Origin of the sequence: Thomasclavelia sp., from assembly GCF_017889095.1 — a bacterium.
GTDB lineage: Bacteria > Bacillota_I > Bacilli_A > Erysipelotrichales > Coprobacillaceae > Thomasclavelia.
In genome coordinates this window covers 16,839-36,207 of the sequence record NZ_JAGHEW010000124.1, presented here as the reverse complement: position 1 = coordinate 36,207, position 19,369 = coordinate 16,839, and the positions used below count along the sequence as shown (strand labels likewise).

The window sequence follows — 19,369 nt, the reverse complement described above, 5'->3', positions numbered from 1 at the left end:
CATCTATTTTATTAATCATCTATTTTCTTGATCTGTTCAAATTTAATTTCTTGATCAACAATCACTAATTTTTTTTGATTAAAATCAATCTTACTAACCATCCCCTCTAACATTAAATATTGATCATGATCATAATAGATTACTTTTAACATCATTCCTGGTTTAACGGTTTTAATTTGCCAATTTAAAGTAGCTAAGTCATCTTCACTCAACAAAACAACTTCTTCAACAACTTTTTGTTTTGCTTCAATTAATTCTTTAAACCCTTTTAAAGAATCAAAAGATAAAAACTGTTTAGCTCTAGAAGCATGATTAGATAGCATTATGACCACCAATTAGTTTATTTCGTTTTAAAGTTGTTGCTTTATCAAGTAAATTCATCCCTTTAAAGATGGCATTTTTACCATAACGATCTTTAATTTCAATTAATGCATTTTGAATTTGCCGTTCTTTTTCTATCTGTTTATAATCGATAAATAAATTATAATATTCATAGCTTTCATCAATAACATCACCAAAACTGATTCCAATTTGACGGATTGGATAATTAGGATTGGTCGTTTTTTGATATAAATTTATAAATTCAGTTAATAAAATTTGATAAGAATTACAACAAACCCCAATTTTTAAAGAACCGCCAGTAGCTTTGATGGCATGATTACTATATCCTACATATAAAGCAATATGACTAGTTACTAAATGTCTTTCCACTAAATCCAATACTTTTAATTCCACCATTTCTTTCATTACTAATAAAGCTTGCTGATAATTATAATCTTCAAATAAAATTTGTGAATGAGAAAGCGAATTACATTTAGGAATATATTTTTTTATGTCCGCAATCGTAACTGGTTCTTTACCATAGGCATGATCGATTAAATATTGACCATTTATGCCAAACTCTTTTAAAATTATCTTTTCATCACAATTTACTATTCCCGCCATATCATAAATTTGATATTTAGCTAACCGTTTAGCGATTCCTTTACCAACTTGCCAAAAATCAGTAATTGGACGATGATGCCATAGTGTTTCTTTATAAATTTGTTCATTTAAAATCCCAATATTATTATGATTATGTTTAGCACTGATATCTAAAGCCACTTTACTTAAATACAAATTAGTTCCAATGCCTACTGTAGCAGTAATACCAGTAGTTTTTAAAACATCATCAATGATCATCTTGGCAAGCTGATATGGTGTTTTTTGGTATAGTTTAAAATAACTAGTAATATCTAAAAAAGCTTCGTCAATTGAATAAACATGAATATCATTAGCACTAACATATTTTAAATAGATTTCATAGATCCTGGCTGCATATTCCATATATAAAGACATTCTTGGTTTTACGATTCGATAATCAATTCCCGGTGGAATTTCAAATAAGCGACAACGATTCTTGATTCCCCGGGCTTTCATTTTCGGTGATATCGCTAAACACAAAGCCCCTTTACCACGATCTTTATCAGCAACAACCATGTCGACTTTAAAGGGATCCCAGTTATTTTCAGCACACTCTACAGAAGCGAAAAAAGTTTTTAGATCAATACATAAATAAACTCGATTCATTTCGATCACCTCAATGCCATTATATGCTTTAAAATGTGCATATTCAATTAAATCATGCATGTTTGTATAACTTTTTAAGTTATAATCCTTTATTTTAACTTTATATTTCGTTATAATCAAAGTGAGGTGAAAATATTGGAACTAAAACAATTTATTAAAGAATACAAAAGTTTACATCATTTAACCAATCAGCAAATCGCTAAACAATTTGGAGTAACTCATACTACTGTGGGCCGCTGGTTAAATGGATCCGTAAAAGCTTTGCAGCAAGAAACAGTTGATAAAATGTCTGATGTTTTAGGTTATGATGTTGGGGCTTTATTAAATGGCGTTGCCATTACTTTAAAAAAGCCAATCTTAGGAATGGCTAAAGGTGGTTATGATTTATTTTTAGATAATAATTATTTAGGTCAAGAAAACATAACTTTAGAAGAATATTCTTTAGGTGATTATTTTTTACAAATTACCGGTGATTCAATGAAAGATATCGGCATCGTTGATGGCAGTTTGGTATATGTAAAAAAATGTGATCAAGTTAAAAATAATGAAGTTGCAATTATCCAAATTGGTGATGAAGTTACGGTAAAAAAATATTTCCAAGATAATACTGGTGTTACTTTAATTGCCTACAACAAAAAAGTGGAAAATAAACATTTTTCTTTTCAAGAAGTAAATGATTTACCAGTAAAGGTTATTGGTAAAGTAATTTTTGTGAAAACTTATTTTTAAAAGGAAGTTTGGATTTATTGTTTAAATTAATCTCATCCTTCCTTTTTATTTCTTATCATCTATTTAGCTAGTCACTTTTGCTTTTATTTCATTAATTAAAATATCAACAGTAGTGCAAGGAATCATCTTAGAAGGTTCCGTTAGTTTTTCGTCAAGACATTGTTTTCTTTTTTCTCTAGCAATTTTTATTGCCTTTCCTTCATTTCCATAATGACAAAGCTTATTATATAAATTTCTTTCTGCTTTATCATAGCGCTGACCTGTTTTCCTTTCATATTCAAAAGCGAATCTTTTACAACAAGTTATAGAATCTTGAATATTTGGCATACTACCAAAATAAGCAAATAACCAAATTTCAAGACAAGGATTAGACCATCCTACATGTATTCCATTTTGTTTAGCTTCTTTAATTATCCCATCAAAATTTTTGACTTGATCACGATCAAAGACAATCCAAGGCTCACTATATTGTGGAAATAAAGAAGCACCTTCTTTACATGTCTTTACCAAATTAATTGTTCTTGTTTTAGATACTTTAATAACAATTTTTCCTTTTAAATTTTCAGGAATAGAATCTCTTACCCCTTCTAAATAATTTTTTTCAGTTTGATCAGTATCCGTTACTATATAATAATATCCCAGTTTAGGAGTACGTATTTTACCACGATACATCCGTGGCTTTCTTCTTCCCTTTCTTTCGTTTCTTGACATTAATTATTTCTCCTTTAAAATTATTGTTTTCAACTCAGGAATAGCACCATATTTCCCTAATAAATAGTTTTTTTCATAATTTTCGTCTTTCCTAATTTTCATACCGTCTTCATCACTAAAATCGGCAAGTGAATAAAGTGATGAAATACCATCCTGATCTTTTTCAGTAAACCATATTTCATCTCGTCTTAATAAATTATTAGCTAATGTCCATGAATCATGAGTTGTAAAAATAATTTGAGCATGATTTTTATTAATCTTTGGATCTAAAAAACTAATTAAAAAATTACGAACTAATAATGGATGCAAACGTGAATTCAGTTCATCAATAAAAAAAACCCCACCAGTTTCCATAACTTCTTGAAAACTAGGATAAAGTGATAACATTTTTAAAGTACCTGCTGATTCTTCTTTTAGTGGTAAAGCCACCATTTCATTAGAACCAATAACTTTATGAAGTGCTTTTACATTTAAGTGTTCATCACCATCTTCATCTTTTACTTTTTCGACCTCAAAATCTACAATCGATTCATCAAAAGAAGAAAAATAATTAAGAACAGCTTGTCTAACTTTTTTATCTTCATCAAATCCATCGGGAATATACCTAGATAATACAAAATTTTCTAAAGGATCCCCAAAATTAGCTATTTCATGTTTTAAAAACCAATCCCTAATTTTTTTTAAAGCCTGCACTTTTAATTTTGCCCCTAACGAAACAACTAGTGTTTCTTTTTCTAATGCAGTTAAAATATTCTCTTGTGATTTTTTAGGCAATCCGCTTAAATCTAACTCATTTTCATCTCTATTTCGATAAAATAACGATTTAAAATCACCCCGAGCCGTTTTAGCTCTTGTATTTAACCATTCTTCCTTTACTCCTAAAGCATCAATACTAAAGCCGTAATTATATGATTTAAACTTATCACTTTCATCCTCGATAAAATAAACTTCAAACACTGATTCACTATTTTTGCTGCTATTATCAAATAAAAATGGTGTTGGTTTTAAAAAGTTGCTTTTATTCTTTTTTTCTTTAGCATCGCCACCGAATCCAAAAGAATTAATCACATAAGCACGCATATATCGAAATGCCAATTGTACGTTTGATTTACCACTAGCATTAGCGCCAAAAATTGCAGCAACTGGTAATAATTTTTCATTTCCAATTTCGATAACTCGATTATTAAACTCAGTAATTTTAGTTGCTGATAAGTCTATTGTTGCATCATCTTTAAAAGATCTAAAATTTTTAAAACTAAATTGAATCAACATATAATCATCTCCTCATTCATATTATATGTTATTTTAAGAAATTTTCAACATCTATTTGAGATATTTTCTCATTTAAAAGTATTTTTATTAAATAAATTTTATTAAAATACTATTAAATTATAAAAGTTTTGCTATCAAAAGTAGATTTAATGGATTTTTTATTTAATGAAACGTATAATTACTTTGAGGTGAAAATAATGAAACAAGCATTAGTTTTAGCTGGTGGAGGTGCTAAAGGAGCATATCAGGCCGGATGCATTAAAGCATTAAAAGATTTGAATTATGATTTTGATATTGTGACTGGGACTTCAATTGGTGCTTTAAATGGTTTATTAGTGGTCCAACAAGACTACCAGGCATTATACCAGCTTTGGGATCAGATGAAAGTTAGTGATGTATTTAAAAATCCCGTTAACTTTGATTTTTCAATCGAATCACTATTATCACAAACTAATTTAATCAAACCCTTTTTTAAATCTTATTTAAATGAAAAAGGTGCTGATATTACCCCATTAAAAAATATGATCTATCATTTATATGATGATCAAAAAGCTAAAAATAGTAAAATTGATTATGGAATCGTAACTGTCAAATATCCTAATTTAGCACCGATAGAGATAACTAAAAAAGAAATGACTGAAGCAAAACTAGTAGAATATGCACTAGCATCAGCCTCCTGTTTCCCTGCTTTTCCCGTTCATTATATTAATAAACAGGGCTATATTGATGGTGGTTATTTTGATAATTTACCAATATCTTTAGCTTTAAAAATGAAAGCAGATAAAATTATTGTAATTGATTTAAAGCAGGAAGTAATTCATCCCCATTTTTTAAATCGACCAAATATTACCATTATTCGTCCAAGTCATGATTTAGGTGGTTTTTTGGATTTTAACCGAGAAATATTAGATTGGCGAATTAAACTAGGCTACTATGATACTTTAAAAACTTTTAATCAGCTTGATGGTTATCTTTATAATTTTAAAAAAACAGAATTAAATCAAGATAGAATCAATAAAATATATCATTTAATTCTTAATTATGAAGATGAAATCAATCGTAATATTGTCAATAAAACTTTAAGCTATAATACTACACCAATAACTGATTTATTGAAAAAAGATACTTATTTAAATACATTAGAAATTGAAGATTATTTTATTCGTTCTTTAGAAATAACAATGGCTCGTTATAATTATCAAAGTGATTTACTCTATGAAATCGATCAAGTATGTAAAGAACTTTTAAAAACATTTTTAAAAGAATATCAAAATCGTTATCATTTATTAGAAAACCGTTTTCGTGATATTCCCATTAAAGAAATCTTTTCAACCATAAAAACATTAGGCAGTAAAGATGCTATTTGTGTTTTCTATCATTCGCTTAAAAACCAGGAATCAATTGAACCAGGATTGATTAGTAATATTTTTTTACCTGAATATTTGATTGCTTTATTTTTATATACAATTAGTAATTAATTTAAAAACATGAGTTTTAAATTATACTCATGTTTTTTCATTTCTAAAATTACCAAGAATCGAGTTATCTAGACAAAGACTTACACATATAGTATAGTTTTATATATAATAAACATCTTAATTAAAATTGTTAAGTAATCAAATATGCTATCAAAAGTGATTAAACATTTTTATATCAAACGCGCTAAAACATATAAGTACATTAAATATCCCAAATTACTAATCAAAAGATTTTACCAAATAATTAGCCATTTATATCAAGTTCCTATTATACAAAGAAAAATATTTAAAGCAAACCAAACTCCAACCAACAGATATTATTATTTTTGCGTATACTCTGCGACTTTACAAATATAAAAAATAAATGGAAGGAGATGAGAAAATTACTAAGGAGTTTCATGTAAATGATGAAACATTTATGAGTAAAGAAATCATAGAAATTTAACACACAAATAGAAAAATTTATAGAAAGGAGAGTCTGCTCAAAAACAAATATACAAAAGTAGAAGCTAATGGTTAAAAATACATTATAAGATAGATAATATTTACACTGCCTGCATCAATAAGATAATCACCAAGATAGTGAAAATCAACCTGTCTTATATTACAATTAAAGATTTGAATGTAAAAGGAATATTATGAAAAACAGACATCCCGAAAAGACTGTTGCATCGCAGAAATTTTATTAATTCAAAAGAAAACAATATTATATTAAAAATTACTAATAGATTCTATCTATCATCAAAACTATACTACTGCTGCGAGTAAGGGTTATTTATAACTGCCCAAGTATACACGACAAAACCAGCAAGAAGTATCAGTAAGAAATTCAACTTTCAATGTAAGTATATTTAATCATATTTTGAGTGGCAAGTATCATGTATGGATATTAATAAATTAAAAAGAAAATTTCCTTCATATTTTCAAAATTTTAAGATCCCAGAATGGGCTGAATTTCAAGAATTAGAAGTATATAGAGCATGTCGAAGTGGCAAAGTTGATCGAGAATCATTCCTAAATTCTTACGAAGAACATAACTTTCTTATATCAAAAGAGAGAAAAAATGATCCTCAAGAATACTCACTATCTACATATACTAAATATAAAGATGTTAGACGATTTATGGCTATGACAAGTGACTATGGTATTCCATTTGTTATTGCAAAAGGAATAACTCATCCGATATGTGGGCCATCCTTAGAAACACGCATATGGAAAAAACATTTAGGGATTAAATATAGAGGCTCTCACGTAGATTGGTGGCTTTTTACAAAAGCAAAACCATGGGAACATTTTAAAGAGGTGAAAAACAATGAACATTAATGATATTTTAAAAAAAATAAATGAATTTGATAAATTAACAATCGATTGTATCTTATTTGAAGCACAATACCCTATTCTTTTTACATGTACAGACTCACAAGATAATCTTTATTTAATAATATGCTGCCAAGTTTTATCAAAAGAAATCACTTTAATTGGAACTAAAACTTCAAGTGACATTATTATTGATTTGTTGAGCAACAAAATTACTATTAGAAAAGCATTTGAAGAATTTGAAAATGAAAAATTTATTATTCATTATTATGGTAATGATTATTTTTTAGACAAAGTAGATATTTCTAATATGGATAATCATTTATTACCTACTCCTGGAGAATATATGGATAGTCAAGATAATGAATATGAGCAAGAAATTAATTATTATTCTTTAAAAAAAACTTATAAACAAACTATATTAAATTTAGAACCAAAAACAATTCAGTATTTTCACCAAAAATCCATAATTCAATTTACCAGCTCATTAAATACAACAGTTTCATTTTCAAAAAACAATATAATTTTTAATAAGTTAAAATTTAAATGCCATTAAATGGAGGACATATATGCAATACATTCAAAAGAAACATATAATAAAAGAATGCAACTTTAAAATCAACAAATTAGAGGATATTGATAAAAGTAATATAAGCTTAAATATTACTGGAAACTCGATGATTCCAAAAAATTTAATTTTTGCTAAAAAAGGCGATATCATTATCCAATTAAATCTTTGTTTTGGTAGCGAAAAAGAACCTTTCGAATTAACCATGTCTACTGAAATGTATCTTGATGTAAAAATTGATCCCAAAGAAAAAATTTCAACCAATTCTCTTGAAAAATATTGTGCTGATATTGCTCTTAAAAAATTATTAGAATCTTCAAATAAATTTATTGAATTATCAGGCCTTCCACCTTTAACTATTCCTAATATAGAATTTGAAAATAATTAAATGCACATACGATTCAAATTACTCTTACCAGTTTTTTCATTTCTAAATTATTGTCCCATTATTTAATACCAATTTGTATTTAAACAAATTAATTGTTTTAATCTCACAACCAAGTCTATAAAGAATGTCTTTTATTGATGTATAATTAAGTTACTAATTATTATATTAAGCTTATAATAATCTTTTAATGCACTTTATTGAGGATAATTCGTAATTAAAATGACAGCTTTTTATGCTGTCATTTTAATCCTTGAATTCCATTTTCAAGCAATTCGATTTGTAATAAAGTTTGTTCAGGTGTTACTAATACATCTTGATGATTGATTAAAGTTTCATATAAAGCGTCGTAATAATATCCATAGTCACCTTTTATAGATTCAACTTTTTCTTCATGATATTTACCATTTTCATCATAATAAATTAACGTTCCATATTCATTTGGTAGATCGATACCAAAGTCTTCATGATCTTCAGGTAAATAGAATAATTTTAAATGTTCTTCCTGTTTATCTTTCTTTTCTTTAATAAACATTCCTTTTTTACCATAAACAATAAAACTTGGACGTTCTTTTACTCTAAAATAACTAGATTTTACTGATACTTTTAAATTTCCATAATATAAATCTAAATCAAAATAATCGTTCATTCTCCCTTCACCTAATAATTGTCTTACATCATAGTGGACATGATCAGGTTTTCCAAAATAACTAATTACTTGATCTAATGTATGACAGCCATGACCATATAAATAAGAGTTAATAACACTAAATTCTTTAGCGCTTTCAGGAATATATGGACGGTAGTAATCAAAATGCATTTCTAGTTCCAATAAATCTCCTAATTTACCTGATTCAATTACTTTTTGAACTGTTAAGAAATCACTATCAAAGCGTCGATTTTGATAACATTGTACCATCAAACCTTTTTCTTTAGCTAAATCAAAAATTTCTTTTGCTTCTTGATATGTACTAGCAAATGGTTTTTCAACAACACAGTTTTTACCAGCATTTAAAACCATTTTAGCGTATTCATAGTGATAAGTAGAAGGCGTACTGATAATAATTACATCAATATCCTGATCAGTTAATAAATCATTTAGATCTTCACAATAGATTACACCAGGAATTTCATCCCACTTATCATGAGCGTGATTACGTGTATATATCTTTTTAATGTTTATTTTATCTTTTCTTGTTTGAATGAAAGGAATATGATAACGATTAGCACTTTTACCATTACCAATAAATCCTACAGTTAGCTTCTTTGCCATTTAAGTTCCTCCTTTTTTCTATCTACTATTATATAATAATCAAGCTATTTTTAAATATCCTTTTGCATTTCTTTAAGTACTTTAACAATCAAATTATGATCTTGATCATGTTCTAACCCTGAAATACAAAAAACACCTCTAAATTGATCATCAATTATTAACGGATAACCACCACCACAAACAGCATAATTTTCGTCATTTAAAATTTCTTTAAACTTTTCTTGATGATTGAAAACAAATAATGATGAATGTTTAGTTTTGATAACGGTATTAGCTTTACGATCTAACCACAATACACCAGTTTTACCTGACATTAGATATTGAAAAATAATATCATCATCTTTAATGACACGAATTCTAAGCGGTTTTAAGTTTTCTTGTTTAGCGATTTCAATTACTTTTAAACCAAAAGTTAAAGCATCTTCATTATTAAATTTACTAAAAGTTATTAATTTTTCATCCATATTATCACCCACCTAAATTTATTTTGGCATAATTTAAGTTATTTGAAAAGATAATTGTTTATTTTTAAAAAACTTGTAAGTTTATTAGAGGTTTGTTAAAATGGTCGAGGAGGTTTTGAGTTTTGAATACAAAAGTTAGAGATATGTTGCTTTGTGCTTTGTTTGCTTGTATTATTGCAATTTTAGCACAAGTTCAAATTGCTTTACCAACTTTGGTTCCAATCACTTTACAGACATTAGGGGTTTATTTAATTGGAGCTTTATTAAAACCTAAACTAGCGTTTATTAGTACTTTGGTTTATGTTTTAATGGGAGCTATTGGTTTACCTGTTTTTAGTGGTTTTAATGGTGGTATTGCCAATTTATTAGGACCAAGTGGTGGTTATATTTATAGTTTTCCAATTATGGCTTTAGTAATTAGTTTGATTATTACTAAAAATAATTCGCTTTTATTTAAAGTTATTGCAATGGTTGCTGGAACGGTTGTATGTTATGGTATTGGTACTATCTGGTTTATTTATGTTACCAATACATCTTTATTACCAGCTTTAACTATGTGCGTAATTCCGTTTTTACCAGGTGATACTTTAAAGATTATTGTTGCCATTGTTTTAAGCAAAAAATTGGATAAAAAAATTGCGAACTAATCAGTTCGCTTTATTTGTTTAGATTAAATTTTTCTACTGCTTTTAATAAAAATGATTTAGCTAATGAATTAGGTTTGATTGCCTTAATCGCATCATTAATTGGATACCAGTTAGCTAAATCAACTTCATTAGTTAACTGATAATCTTCACTTTTTACGATTGCTAAATAATTATGAATCAACGTATCGGTTGGTTTAAAATATTCATTATCATTATATAAATAATCAACAACTTCTAATCCTGTTTCTTCTTTAACTTCACGAATCAATGTTTCTTTAGCATTTTCACCTTTATTTATATATCCAGCAATCAAAATATTATCAGTTTTACCATATTGTTGGATCAACAGAATCTTATCACGATTTGGATTTAAAATAATAGCAGAAATCGCACTGCTAAACTTAACAAATCTAAATTCTTTACAATTAGGACAATATGGCACTAATCCATCATTTCCACATTCCTTTTCAATCAATTCATGCCCACATTTTTCACAATACATATTATTCCCTCCAAATATTTATATCGTAACATAATTAATAATAAATTTAAATATGGTTATTTTTTTGATGATATTAAACATCAACTTGGATAAAAAGGCTTTTTTGTAAGCAAAACTTTAAACAAACAGGTGTAATAAAAATACAACAACGATAAAAAATTAAGCTACAATGATGATGTTAAAACAATTAGAAAAGTCACAAATGTATCATAAAGTTCAAATAATATGTTATAATTATGGGGATTGGAGGGAAAAGAATGAGAGAAAAAGGGAAAAAGATATTAAGAGGTATTCGTAATTTTTTAGGATATTTAGTAATACTATCAGGATTAGCAATAACTACAGTATATATATTACCAGGTATCTTGATAATGATTGTTGGTTTGATTATAACCTCACATTTTAATACCATTTTAGATAAAAGGAATCTTACGATGAAAAAAAGATATAAAATAATTTTATGTTTGATTTTATTCTTTGTAGCAGTAGGACTTTCACCTACTAGTTCACGTACTGATATAGAAAAGAACTATGATGATAAGCAAACTGTTACTAAAAAAACAGAAGAAAAAGTGGAGCCTGAAGCTAAAGCTTCAAATATTAAAATTCATTTTATTGATACTGGAAATTCTGATTGTACTTTTATCCAAAGCAGAGATAAAAATATGTTGATTGATGGTGGAAATAATAATGATGAACAAAGAATAGTAAATTATTTAAATGATCTGGGAATTAGGAAAATTGATTATCTAGTAAGTACGCATCCTGATGCTGATCATTGTGGTGGCCTTGATGCTGCAGTTACTAATTTTGAAATTGGTCAATCATATGTATCTAATGGATCATCAGATAGTAAAACATATCGTGATTTTATCTATTCACTTTCATCTAAAGGATTAACACCGGCTGTTCCGTTAGAAGATACAGCAATTGAACTTGATGGTGATACAAACGTTAAATTCTACAATACTCAAGCAACCGGTGAAGGAAATGAATTATCATTAGTTGCCCTTTTAACTTCTGGTGATCATCAAATGTTATTTATGGGTGATGCAACAGAAAAGGTTGAAAAAAGTATTTTAGATAAAATCCCAAATTCTATTGATATTTTAAAAGTATCTCATCATGGTAGTAAAACGGGAACTAGTGAAGAATTATTAGATTCTATCTCATTAAAATATGCAGTTATTGAATGTGGGAAAAATAATAAATACGAACATCCTAATAAAGAAGTTTTGGATCGACTAGATGATAGTGATGCAAAAGTATTTAGAACTGATAAAAAAGGTAACATTATTTTTACAACTGATAAAGATAAAATCAGTTATGAATTTACTGATACTACTTCAAAAGAAGGATCAGCTCCAGTTACTAGAGATCCTAGTGATGAAATAAAAAAACAACAAGAAGAAGCTGAAAGACAAGCTCAAATCGCTGCTGAACAAGAAGCTAAACGTCAAGCTGAAGAAGCCCAAAGGCAGGCTGAATTAGAGGCTCAAAGACAAGCACAAGAGGCACAAAGACAAGCTCAAGCTCAACAGCAGCAACAACAAAACCAAACTAGAGTATATATTGCAAGTAGTGGAAATGGTAAAAAATATCATTCAAATCCTAATTGCAGCAACATGAAAAATCCAACTGCTGTATCAATAACCGAAGCACAAAATCGTGGCTTTGATGCATGTAAAAAATGTTATTAACTATAAAAATCAATTAATATTATTAAAAAGCAAAAAACAAGCACCACTTTCACATTGAGGTGGTGCTTGTTAATTTCAAAAAAGATAAATATATAAATATTAAAAAAGTTAATATCATAAACACAAAGATGATTGTAAAAAAATCAATTTTTGACTTTATTTAAATTATTGTAACATCATGGATATTTAAGCTCTTATACTTATTTTATAACCTATATTTTTAGCATTGCAATAGTCATTATAATAACCTTTAACCGATAATTCTTTATATTACATTAAAAATAAATTACCTTTACTATTTAGATAAAATCTTATATCTAATTTTCAATTAAAAAAATAGAGAAATTCTTTAAATAAATCTTTACCTAAAAATAATTAATTTAATTGATCATGAAAAATGTATATACTAATCCAAAATGCTTATTGATGATTAATTATTAACAATTTCCTTTATCTAGTAGAAAAGATATATTCTTTACAGATCTTCTATTTATTCGTAATATATTTAAAAATAATTGAAGCATTATCCCCATGAACCCTATTTATTAAATTGTGTTCTCCAATCATTTTAACCAGATTCATGATAAGATTACCTAAAGATTTTCTATCATGATAAAATATAGTAATTTTTGCATTCCTAAAATTAATTATTTGGCTTATAATATCTTTATCAGTAATATCTAAAGAGTGTCCATAAATATAGACATTAAGATTTTCTTTATCATAAAACAAAACATTAGTCCTATTTATCTGATCTAACCAATCTATATATACGCATCCTGTCATCTTATATATTCTTTGAAAAAATTTTTTGAACTCTATAAACTCATTATCACTATCCTGTTGTGAACTACTTAGATATTCATCTATACCTAAAACTAAATTGCAACTTTCTAAACTGCTTTCACAAGATGCTTTTCCATGAATATAATCATATTCCACTTTTTCATCACCATAAAATCTTTCAAAAGTATTAGTATAATTAAAGCTTAATACTTTATCTATATCTAATTCTAATATTTGATTTAATTTATTGTCACATTTTATATTATTAACATAAAAAGAAAGATATATTTCTAGTGCTCTTGTTAGTTTATTTAAATCAGATAACAGTCTTATTTTAAATTCATTGTATTGTTTTTTCAAAATAATATTATTATCAAAATAAAATAAGTCACCTAATTTCTTTATTTGCCAGTTTTCTAATGATATAACTTCTTCATATAAATCATTATGTCTTGTCTGTTTCCTCAAACTGTCAATAAGTTGGATAGATTGCGAAATTTCATTTTCAAAATCAACCCATCCCTTATCAACATTTAATTCAGTAAAATAAGAAAACCATAAATTATCTTTAATTAAATTATATAATTCATCTAAAATATTATCCGTAAATAATTTAAAAATATCAGATCTATATCCATTATTTTTTATATTGTAATAATTATTTTTAAAATCATTTACAAAATTTAAAAAATCACTATATTTTGTTGGTAGATTATGTGCTATATCAAATCCATTACCAATAATTAAAATATTCATACATTTAACCTCTTTTATCGTTAGATGATAAATTTAACTTTTCAAATGTTTTAAATACTTCATCTATATCTATGTATTCGAACAAATTAGGTTTAATAACCCTACTTATAATGCCAATACCTCGTCTTGCTTCAATATCAAAAATAATTGATCCTACTACCTCTTTTTTCAATTTTTCAATATTATCACAGATAAAAACTTTTCTACTGGCATTAGATAATTCACACTTCACTTCTATAAAAGGTTGATTTTTATCATTTTGAAAGTAGAATACGAAATTATTATTATTAACATTTCCACCAAGAGAAATTTTTATTTTAGGATAAGGTATATCAATTTTCCTTTTTTTGACTGGTTCAAATATTGTTACTTTTTCTTTATATAAGAGTTTCAAATCTATAGATCTTTCCAAATGATCAACTGCATAATATTTACTAGTACTATCCAATTTTAATGTTGTTACTATATACCATTTTGAATTATACGGTATATAAACTGCCATTCCTTTCTTTAATGAATCACCAAATTCATCATTAGAATTGTTTTGATCCTCATAAATAACTAACATTTGTTCTAATAAAATAGCTTTAATTTCATCTAAAGTATAACTTTTCAATAGAAGATCAGATGTATCATAAAACTCATCTACAACAGGAAAATATCTTCTATCAATACCACGAATAGATATCTTCCTTAAATTCTCTATTGAATACTTATACCTTATAAATTTCATATTCATATTTTGCTCTCTACCACGAATAACAACATACTCACTAATGTGCTTCGAATTTGAAAAATATCTTTTATTCAAATCTAAAATTTTTCTCTTAGCAAAATTAAATGTATCGGTTTCTGACTTATTCAAATTTTGATTTTTCATTTCAATAGCCAAATAAATACAATTTTCTTCTTTTTTTATGAGCATTCTATGATTTTCTAATATAAAATATAATTGTTTTTTATTAGGCAAATAGGCATTATTATCATCAAATGCTATTAATTCTTTGTAATATTGCCAAAAAGCAACTTGTAGTGAAGGAAATAAATCTACAGGTATACTAGTATATTCAAAACAATATTCATAACAATTTCCTTTATCATAAAACGTTTCATATGACACATCCTCTATTGAATATGCAAAAAAACATGGGAAAATATAATGGTCATCTTCATCTTTTATACAAATTTTTATTTTCTCTAAAATTTCTAAAATATACATACTCTCGCCTGTTTGATACTGATAAAGACCATCTTGATTATTTTCTATAGCTGAATATATTTCTTCAGAAGTTAATTCCCATTTATAATAAGAATAATTTTCAAATTTTAAAAGTCTATTTAATGCGCAAACAAGCCAGTCTGGTTTTATAATAATTGTTGTCCCCATTTCTTTTCTATAAATACATATACCAGCTTCATCAAGTAATTTTAATGTTTCTTTAACTTCAAACTTACTATCAGGTAAATATTCTTTATATTTTTTAGCAAAAGTACTAAAATCAATGTACCCATTTTCCGTCTTTTGAAGATACAGTTTAAATTCGTTAATTCCAATATCCCATATTCTAAGATATTTCTGCTCTATTGATTGAATAGTATCAACCAATGTTTTTTTGATAAGGGTTATTTGACTCAAAGGATGATTAACATTCTTACACGACAAATTATATATACCAACAAGATTCTTGTATGTTTTATAATAATAAGATACATCTAATCTGCTATACCGATTTTTATCTTTATCATTAATCACATTTGCATCATCAATCTTATTTAAAACAATCATTATCTTAGCATGAGGAGCGTATGTTGAAATATATTTTAACCAATGATCTGGATAATCTTCATGCCGTGAATCTAAAACAATAATACACAAACACGCTGATTGAATTAAATAGTTACTTATAATTTGATCCATTTCCTGTCCGGCAAAGTCCCAAACACTTATATAATCTATTTTATATCCATCTTTTTCAAGCCATGGCAAATCTTTCCATAAGTCATTTTTTATTGTAACACCTATCGTTTTTGACTCATTAATATTAAAAGACAATCCTGCCATGACATTTGCAAAGTTCGTTTTTCCAGAACCACCATTTCCTAACAAGAAAACTCTAGGTTCCCAAAGCATTTCATATTTATTTTTTTGTTGACTTAACTCTGTTAATTCAAAATAAGTTTGAAATTCATGATCATTGATCAGTTGAATATATTGTTGACTATCATTGCTATCCATATTAATAAATTTTATTTTTTCTTCATTATATCTAGTCAATAACAGTTTTAAATACATTTTCGGAAATGAATTAAATGTATAATTTTCATAAATGAGTTGGTTATGATATATTGGTGTTGATGTAAAACACTCGGTATTTTCCTTTACTAAATCTGCTATGCTATAATAATGAACAGCATCACTTTCATTATCTACAAATCTATATAAAGCAAATTCTGGACTTTGCATAAAGATAAGAAGGTCATATGTATAAAAAACTTCTTTTGAAAAAGAAAAATCTTTTATAAAATGAGAAATATCTTTCGTATGTTCAAAATCCTCGCCTATAAAAACATAATACATTTTTTTCTTTAAAAAATCTTGATTTTTATATATTAGCGTTCCCATTTTATATTGATTAAATAAAGTATCATATCTTTCACATTTCTCTAATATTCGCTCTTTTTCATCATCACAATTTCTAATTGATTCAATAATCATGATTGATTTTTCAAATTCAATAATTGATGTGGGTTTTATTTGTGTCCCTAATATTCTTAGTTTACATTGGACATGATAATTGATATGAGAACTAATCCGTTCTTTACAAGAGACAAAGAATTGATTAGCTGCTAAAATACCTTTTATTCTCTCTGCTTTTAATATATCAATTAAATAAGAATTGCCTGGTGTTGTTTTTTTATATATATTTTTTATTACTTTTTTTCCTAATCCTGATATTTTGTAAAAATTATAATAGGCAGGTGTGTCCCCTGAACTTTTAAAGTTATATATTTCAATTAATTGACGTTTTTTTAATGAATTAATCCTGTTGAAAAATTTATCAGAATTTAAATGTAGATATTGTTCAGAAGTATAGTTAAATGATCTTAAATGTTTAGTAGTTGTATAATGTAAGTCATTAATGATTTGTAAAATGATTAAATGCTCTTTCGTTATTATTTTTTCCTTTATTAAATTTTCAATAACACCATACGAATATCTGGTTTTAATTTTAAATTCCATTTCTTTTATTATGTAAGTTTCATTAGCTCTATAAGCATATGGACTCACTACAGCATTGATAGATTTTTCAAATAATGATCCTAATTTATTTTCAGGAATTGATGGTTTTAATATCTTTTTTAGATTTTCATTATTTTCTTTATTAATAACCTTACCATGAATTTCTTCATTTTCATGATCAATACTTGTAATTTCCACATCAAAAACATCATCTTTATTAACAAGATATTCATATTGAATTTTCACGCAAAAATAATTATTAAACCTTAAATAATAAATATCTTCTTCTAAAATATCTTGTCTTAATAAACCTGATATTATTTGACCTTTTTTTAATTCACTACTCATTTTTTGAAAATCTAATATATAATTTTTGATTCTCATAAAAAATAGAATAGAATTATTGTTATTATGTTGAATCGTTACATAGCCATTAATTATTTGATCTTTTCGTAGGACATCATCTATATTGAATCCAGTTCTAGGTAAAAAAGATATTTGATCAAAACCTAGAAATGCATGATTCCCTTCCATAATATCTACTAAAGCATAACTTTTATCACTACCAATTTTTCGTACAACACCCATACATTCAACATCGGGATTATTATCTTTAATAAATTGTCTAGCATCTCTTTCAATCTTAAGTCTATCAGCATAAAATACATTTTTTTCTTTGTTAATATCAGTAACATAGCATTTGATAGTATTTCCTATAAAGTATTGTATATCTAGAAATTGATTATTTGTTAAATAATCTCTAGGTAAATATCCAAGGATACCATGATAAAAAAGTAATAAACATTCATCAACTTTATTATATTCAAAGACAACACAAATTATTGCCTCTTTACTTTGATATGCTGATTGAATATTTTCCCACGCTGATTCATATAACTCTTCATTAGTATCATAATAATATTTTCCAATTGGTAAGAAAGGATATTGCAATTCATTATTCTGATTGTCCTGATTTTTTAATGATAATATAACATATTTGTAATTTTGATCTGAATTTATTTTAAAATCTTTTATAGTCATAAAGTCTAATATCTCAACCAATTCTTCTAATCTATATATATTAAATATATTTCTCCAATCAATTTGATTTAGTTCTAATATATTTTCTACTTCATCTATTGGTATCAATCCATAAATAGATGCATTTTTTAATAATTCATATATATTTTCAATTATTTGGGATTGGCCAATATCATTAATCAAGTAATTGTTTGAAGTTATTCTTTGTGTACTATATTTTATTTTTGAATCATTGTTTTCAATCATAGTATTATAAGCATAAAAAATAACATTTTCTAAATATTGTCTAGCTTTTGAATTTATAGGAAATATATCATTTTTATACTTTGCCCCTATTTTCTTTACTGGGAAAGCAACTCTCATTAAATTATTTTTAGTTTTTTTAATTTTTAAAAAATCAATAGCCATAATATCATCTAATATAATTCTTACAAATGCTAAACAATAGTTATTATCATATTTATTAATGCTCACATCAATTGAATTAAAAGGTATGATATATTTTTTATCATCAAGATCAGTAAATTCTTTTAGCATATTAAAATGCTGAATTTCTTGATCAAAAAAATCTAATCTTCTAAAACGATTTTCAAGAACAAATATACTTGTATTTTGAGTATCTTTTTCAGATATATGATAGGCCTGAAACAATAATTTTTCTAATTGTTTACGTGATTTTTTATTAATTGGAAGTACTAAACTTATGTCTTTGTTATTGATTTTCGTACTAGGTATCGATAATTGATATTGACCATTATACTCAAATATCTTTATTGCTTTAACACATACAACATTATTCAAATTAATATCCACTAAAGCTTTGTAATTATTTTTATTAATTATTGTTACTTTTATTTCTGTTATTAGCATATATCCCTTCAACTCCCCTCATAAGCTATTTGCACCAAATATCAACATAATTGTCTATAT

Annotated in this window: 16 protein-coding genes; 7 read left to right on the top strand and 9 right to left on the bottom strand. The window is 26.2% G+C overall.

Annotation, left to right across the window (positions count from 1 at the left end):
- Window positions 1–11: 11 nt before the first annotated feature.
- Both J7M77_RS05640 and J7M77_RS05635 read right to left on the bottom strand, forming a co-directional pair.
- Complete coding sequence (locus J7M77_RS05640; RefSeq protein WP_296876859.1) at window positions 12–323, bottom strand: hypothetical protein; 312 nt, start codon at window positions 321–323, stop codon at window positions 12–14.
- Window positions 313–1,569, bottom strand: coding sequence for a DNA repair protein (locus J7M77_RS05635; RefSeq protein ID WP_296876858.1), 1,257 nt, complete (start codon window positions 1,567–1,569; stop codon window positions 313–315). The genes J7M77_RS05640 and J7M77_RS05635 overlap by 11 nt, the downstream gene beginning before the upstream one ends.
- Before the next feature lie 135 nt (window positions 1,570–1,704).
- Between J7M77_RS05635 and J7M77_RS05630 the strand changes: the two genes are divergently transcribed.
- On the top strand, window positions 1,705–2,298 hold the full coding sequence (locus J7M77_RS05630; protein WP_296876857.1) for a S24 family peptidase: 594 nt from the start codon (window positions 1,705–1,707) through the stop codon (window positions 2,296–2,298).
- 63 nt (window positions 2,299–2,361) lie between these two features.
- Here the strand turns inward: J7M77_RS05630 and J7M77_RS05625 are convergent, their stop codons facing one another.
- Complete coding sequence (locus J7M77_RS05625; protein ID WP_296876856.1) at window positions 2,362–3,009, bottom strand: RloB family protein; 648 nt, start codon at window positions 3,007–3,009, stop codon at window positions 2,362–2,364.
- Between the two features lie 3 nt (window positions 3,010–3,012).
- Window positions 3,013–4,281, bottom strand: coding sequence for an ATP/GTP-binding protein (locus J7M77_RS05620; protein WP_296876855.1), 1,269 nt, complete (start codon window positions 4,279–4,281; stop codon window positions 3,013–3,015).
- Window positions 4,282–4,478: 197 nt separating this feature from the next.
- On the opposite strand from J7M77_RS05620, the gene J7M77_RS05615 reads away from it, so the two are divergent.
- The 4 genes from J7M77_RS05615 (at window position 4,479) to J7M77_RS05600 (ending at window position 8,032) form a co-directional block, all read left to right on the top strand.
- The gene (locus J7M77_RS05615; protein WP_296876854.1) at window positions 4,479–5,759 is read left to right on the top strand and encodes a patatin-like phospholipase family protein; all 1,281 of its coding nucleotides are present in this window, start codon (window positions 4,479–4,481) and stop codon (window positions 5,757–5,759) included.
- An 882-nt stretch (window positions 5,760–6,641) separates the two neighbouring features.
- Entirely contained in the window at window positions 6,642–7,082 is a 441-nt protein-coding gene (locus tag J7M77_RS05610; RefSeq protein ID WP_296876853.1) for a hypothetical protein, read from the top strand.
- Window positions 7,072–7,632, top strand: coding sequence for a hypothetical protein (locus J7M77_RS05605; RefSeq protein ID WP_296876852.1), 561 nt, complete (start codon window positions 7,072–7,074; stop codon window positions 7,630–7,632). Before J7M77_RS05610 ends, J7M77_RS05605 begins: the two co-directional genes overlap by 11 nt.
- Before the next feature lie 13 nt (window positions 7,633–7,645).
- On the top strand, window positions 7,646–8,032 hold the full coding sequence (locus J7M77_RS05600) for a hypothetical protein (protein WP_296876851.1): 387 nt from the start codon (window positions 7,646–7,648) through the stop codon (window positions 8,030–8,032).
- A 238-nt stretch (window positions 8,033–8,270) separates the two neighbouring features.
- On the opposite strand, the gene J7M77_RS05595 is transcribed toward J7M77_RS05600, so the two are convergent.
- Together J7M77_RS05595 and J7M77_RS05590 are read right to left on the bottom strand one after the other, a co-directional pair.
- Window positions 8,271–9,302, bottom strand: a complete 1,032-nt coding sequence (locus J7M77_RS05595) for a Gfo/Idh/MocA family oxidoreductase (protein WP_296876850.1) — start codon at window positions 9,300–9,302, stop codon at window positions 8,271–8,273.
- 50 nt (window positions 9,303–9,352) lie between these two features.
- Window positions 9,353–9,766, bottom strand: coding sequence for a heme-binding protein (locus tag J7M77_RS05590; protein WP_296876849.1), 414 nt, complete (start codon window positions 9,764–9,766; stop codon window positions 9,353–9,355).
- Window positions 9,767–9,888: 122 nt separating this feature from the next.
- Here J7M77_RS05590 and J7M77_RS05585 point away from each other — a divergent pair, with 122 nt between their 5' ends.
- Window positions 9,889–10,413, top strand: coding sequence for a biotin transporter BioY (locus J7M77_RS05585; RefSeq protein WP_296876848.1), 525 nt, complete (start codon window positions 9,889–9,891; stop codon window positions 10,411–10,413).
- A gap of 10 nt (window positions 10,414–10,423) precedes the next feature.
- On the opposite strand, the gene J7M77_RS05580 is transcribed toward J7M77_RS05585, so the two are convergent.
- Entirely contained in the window at window positions 10,424–10,915 is a 492-nt protein-coding gene (locus J7M77_RS05580; protein WP_296876847.1) for an NUDIX domain-containing protein, read from the bottom strand.
- Between the two features lie 257 nt (window positions 10,916–11,172).
- Here J7M77_RS05580 and J7M77_RS05575 point away from each other — a divergent pair, with 257 nt between their 5' ends.
- Window positions 11,173–12,615, top strand: a complete 1,443-nt coding sequence (locus J7M77_RS05575) for an MBL fold metallo-hydrolase (protein ID WP_296876846.1) — start codon at window positions 11,173–11,175, stop codon at window positions 12,613–12,615.
- 486 nt (window positions 12,616–13,101) lie between these two features.
- Here the strand turns inward: J7M77_RS05575 and J7M77_RS05570 are convergent, their stop codons facing one another.
- Both J7M77_RS05570 and J7M77_RS05565 read right to left on the bottom strand, forming a co-directional pair.
- Window positions 13,102–14,157, bottom strand: a complete 1,056-nt coding sequence (locus tag J7M77_RS05570; protein ID WP_296876845.1) for an AbiH family protein — start codon at window positions 14,155–14,157, stop codon at window positions 13,102–13,104.
- 4 nt (window positions 14,158–14,161) lie between these two features.
- The gene (locus tag J7M77_RS05565; protein WP_296876844.1) at window positions 14,162–19,309 is read right to left on the bottom strand and encodes a septation protein SpoVG family protein; all 5,148 of its coding nucleotides are present in this window, start codon (window positions 19,307–19,309) and stop codon (window positions 14,162–14,164) included.
- Between the last annotated feature and the right edge of the window lie 60 nt (window positions 19,310–19,369).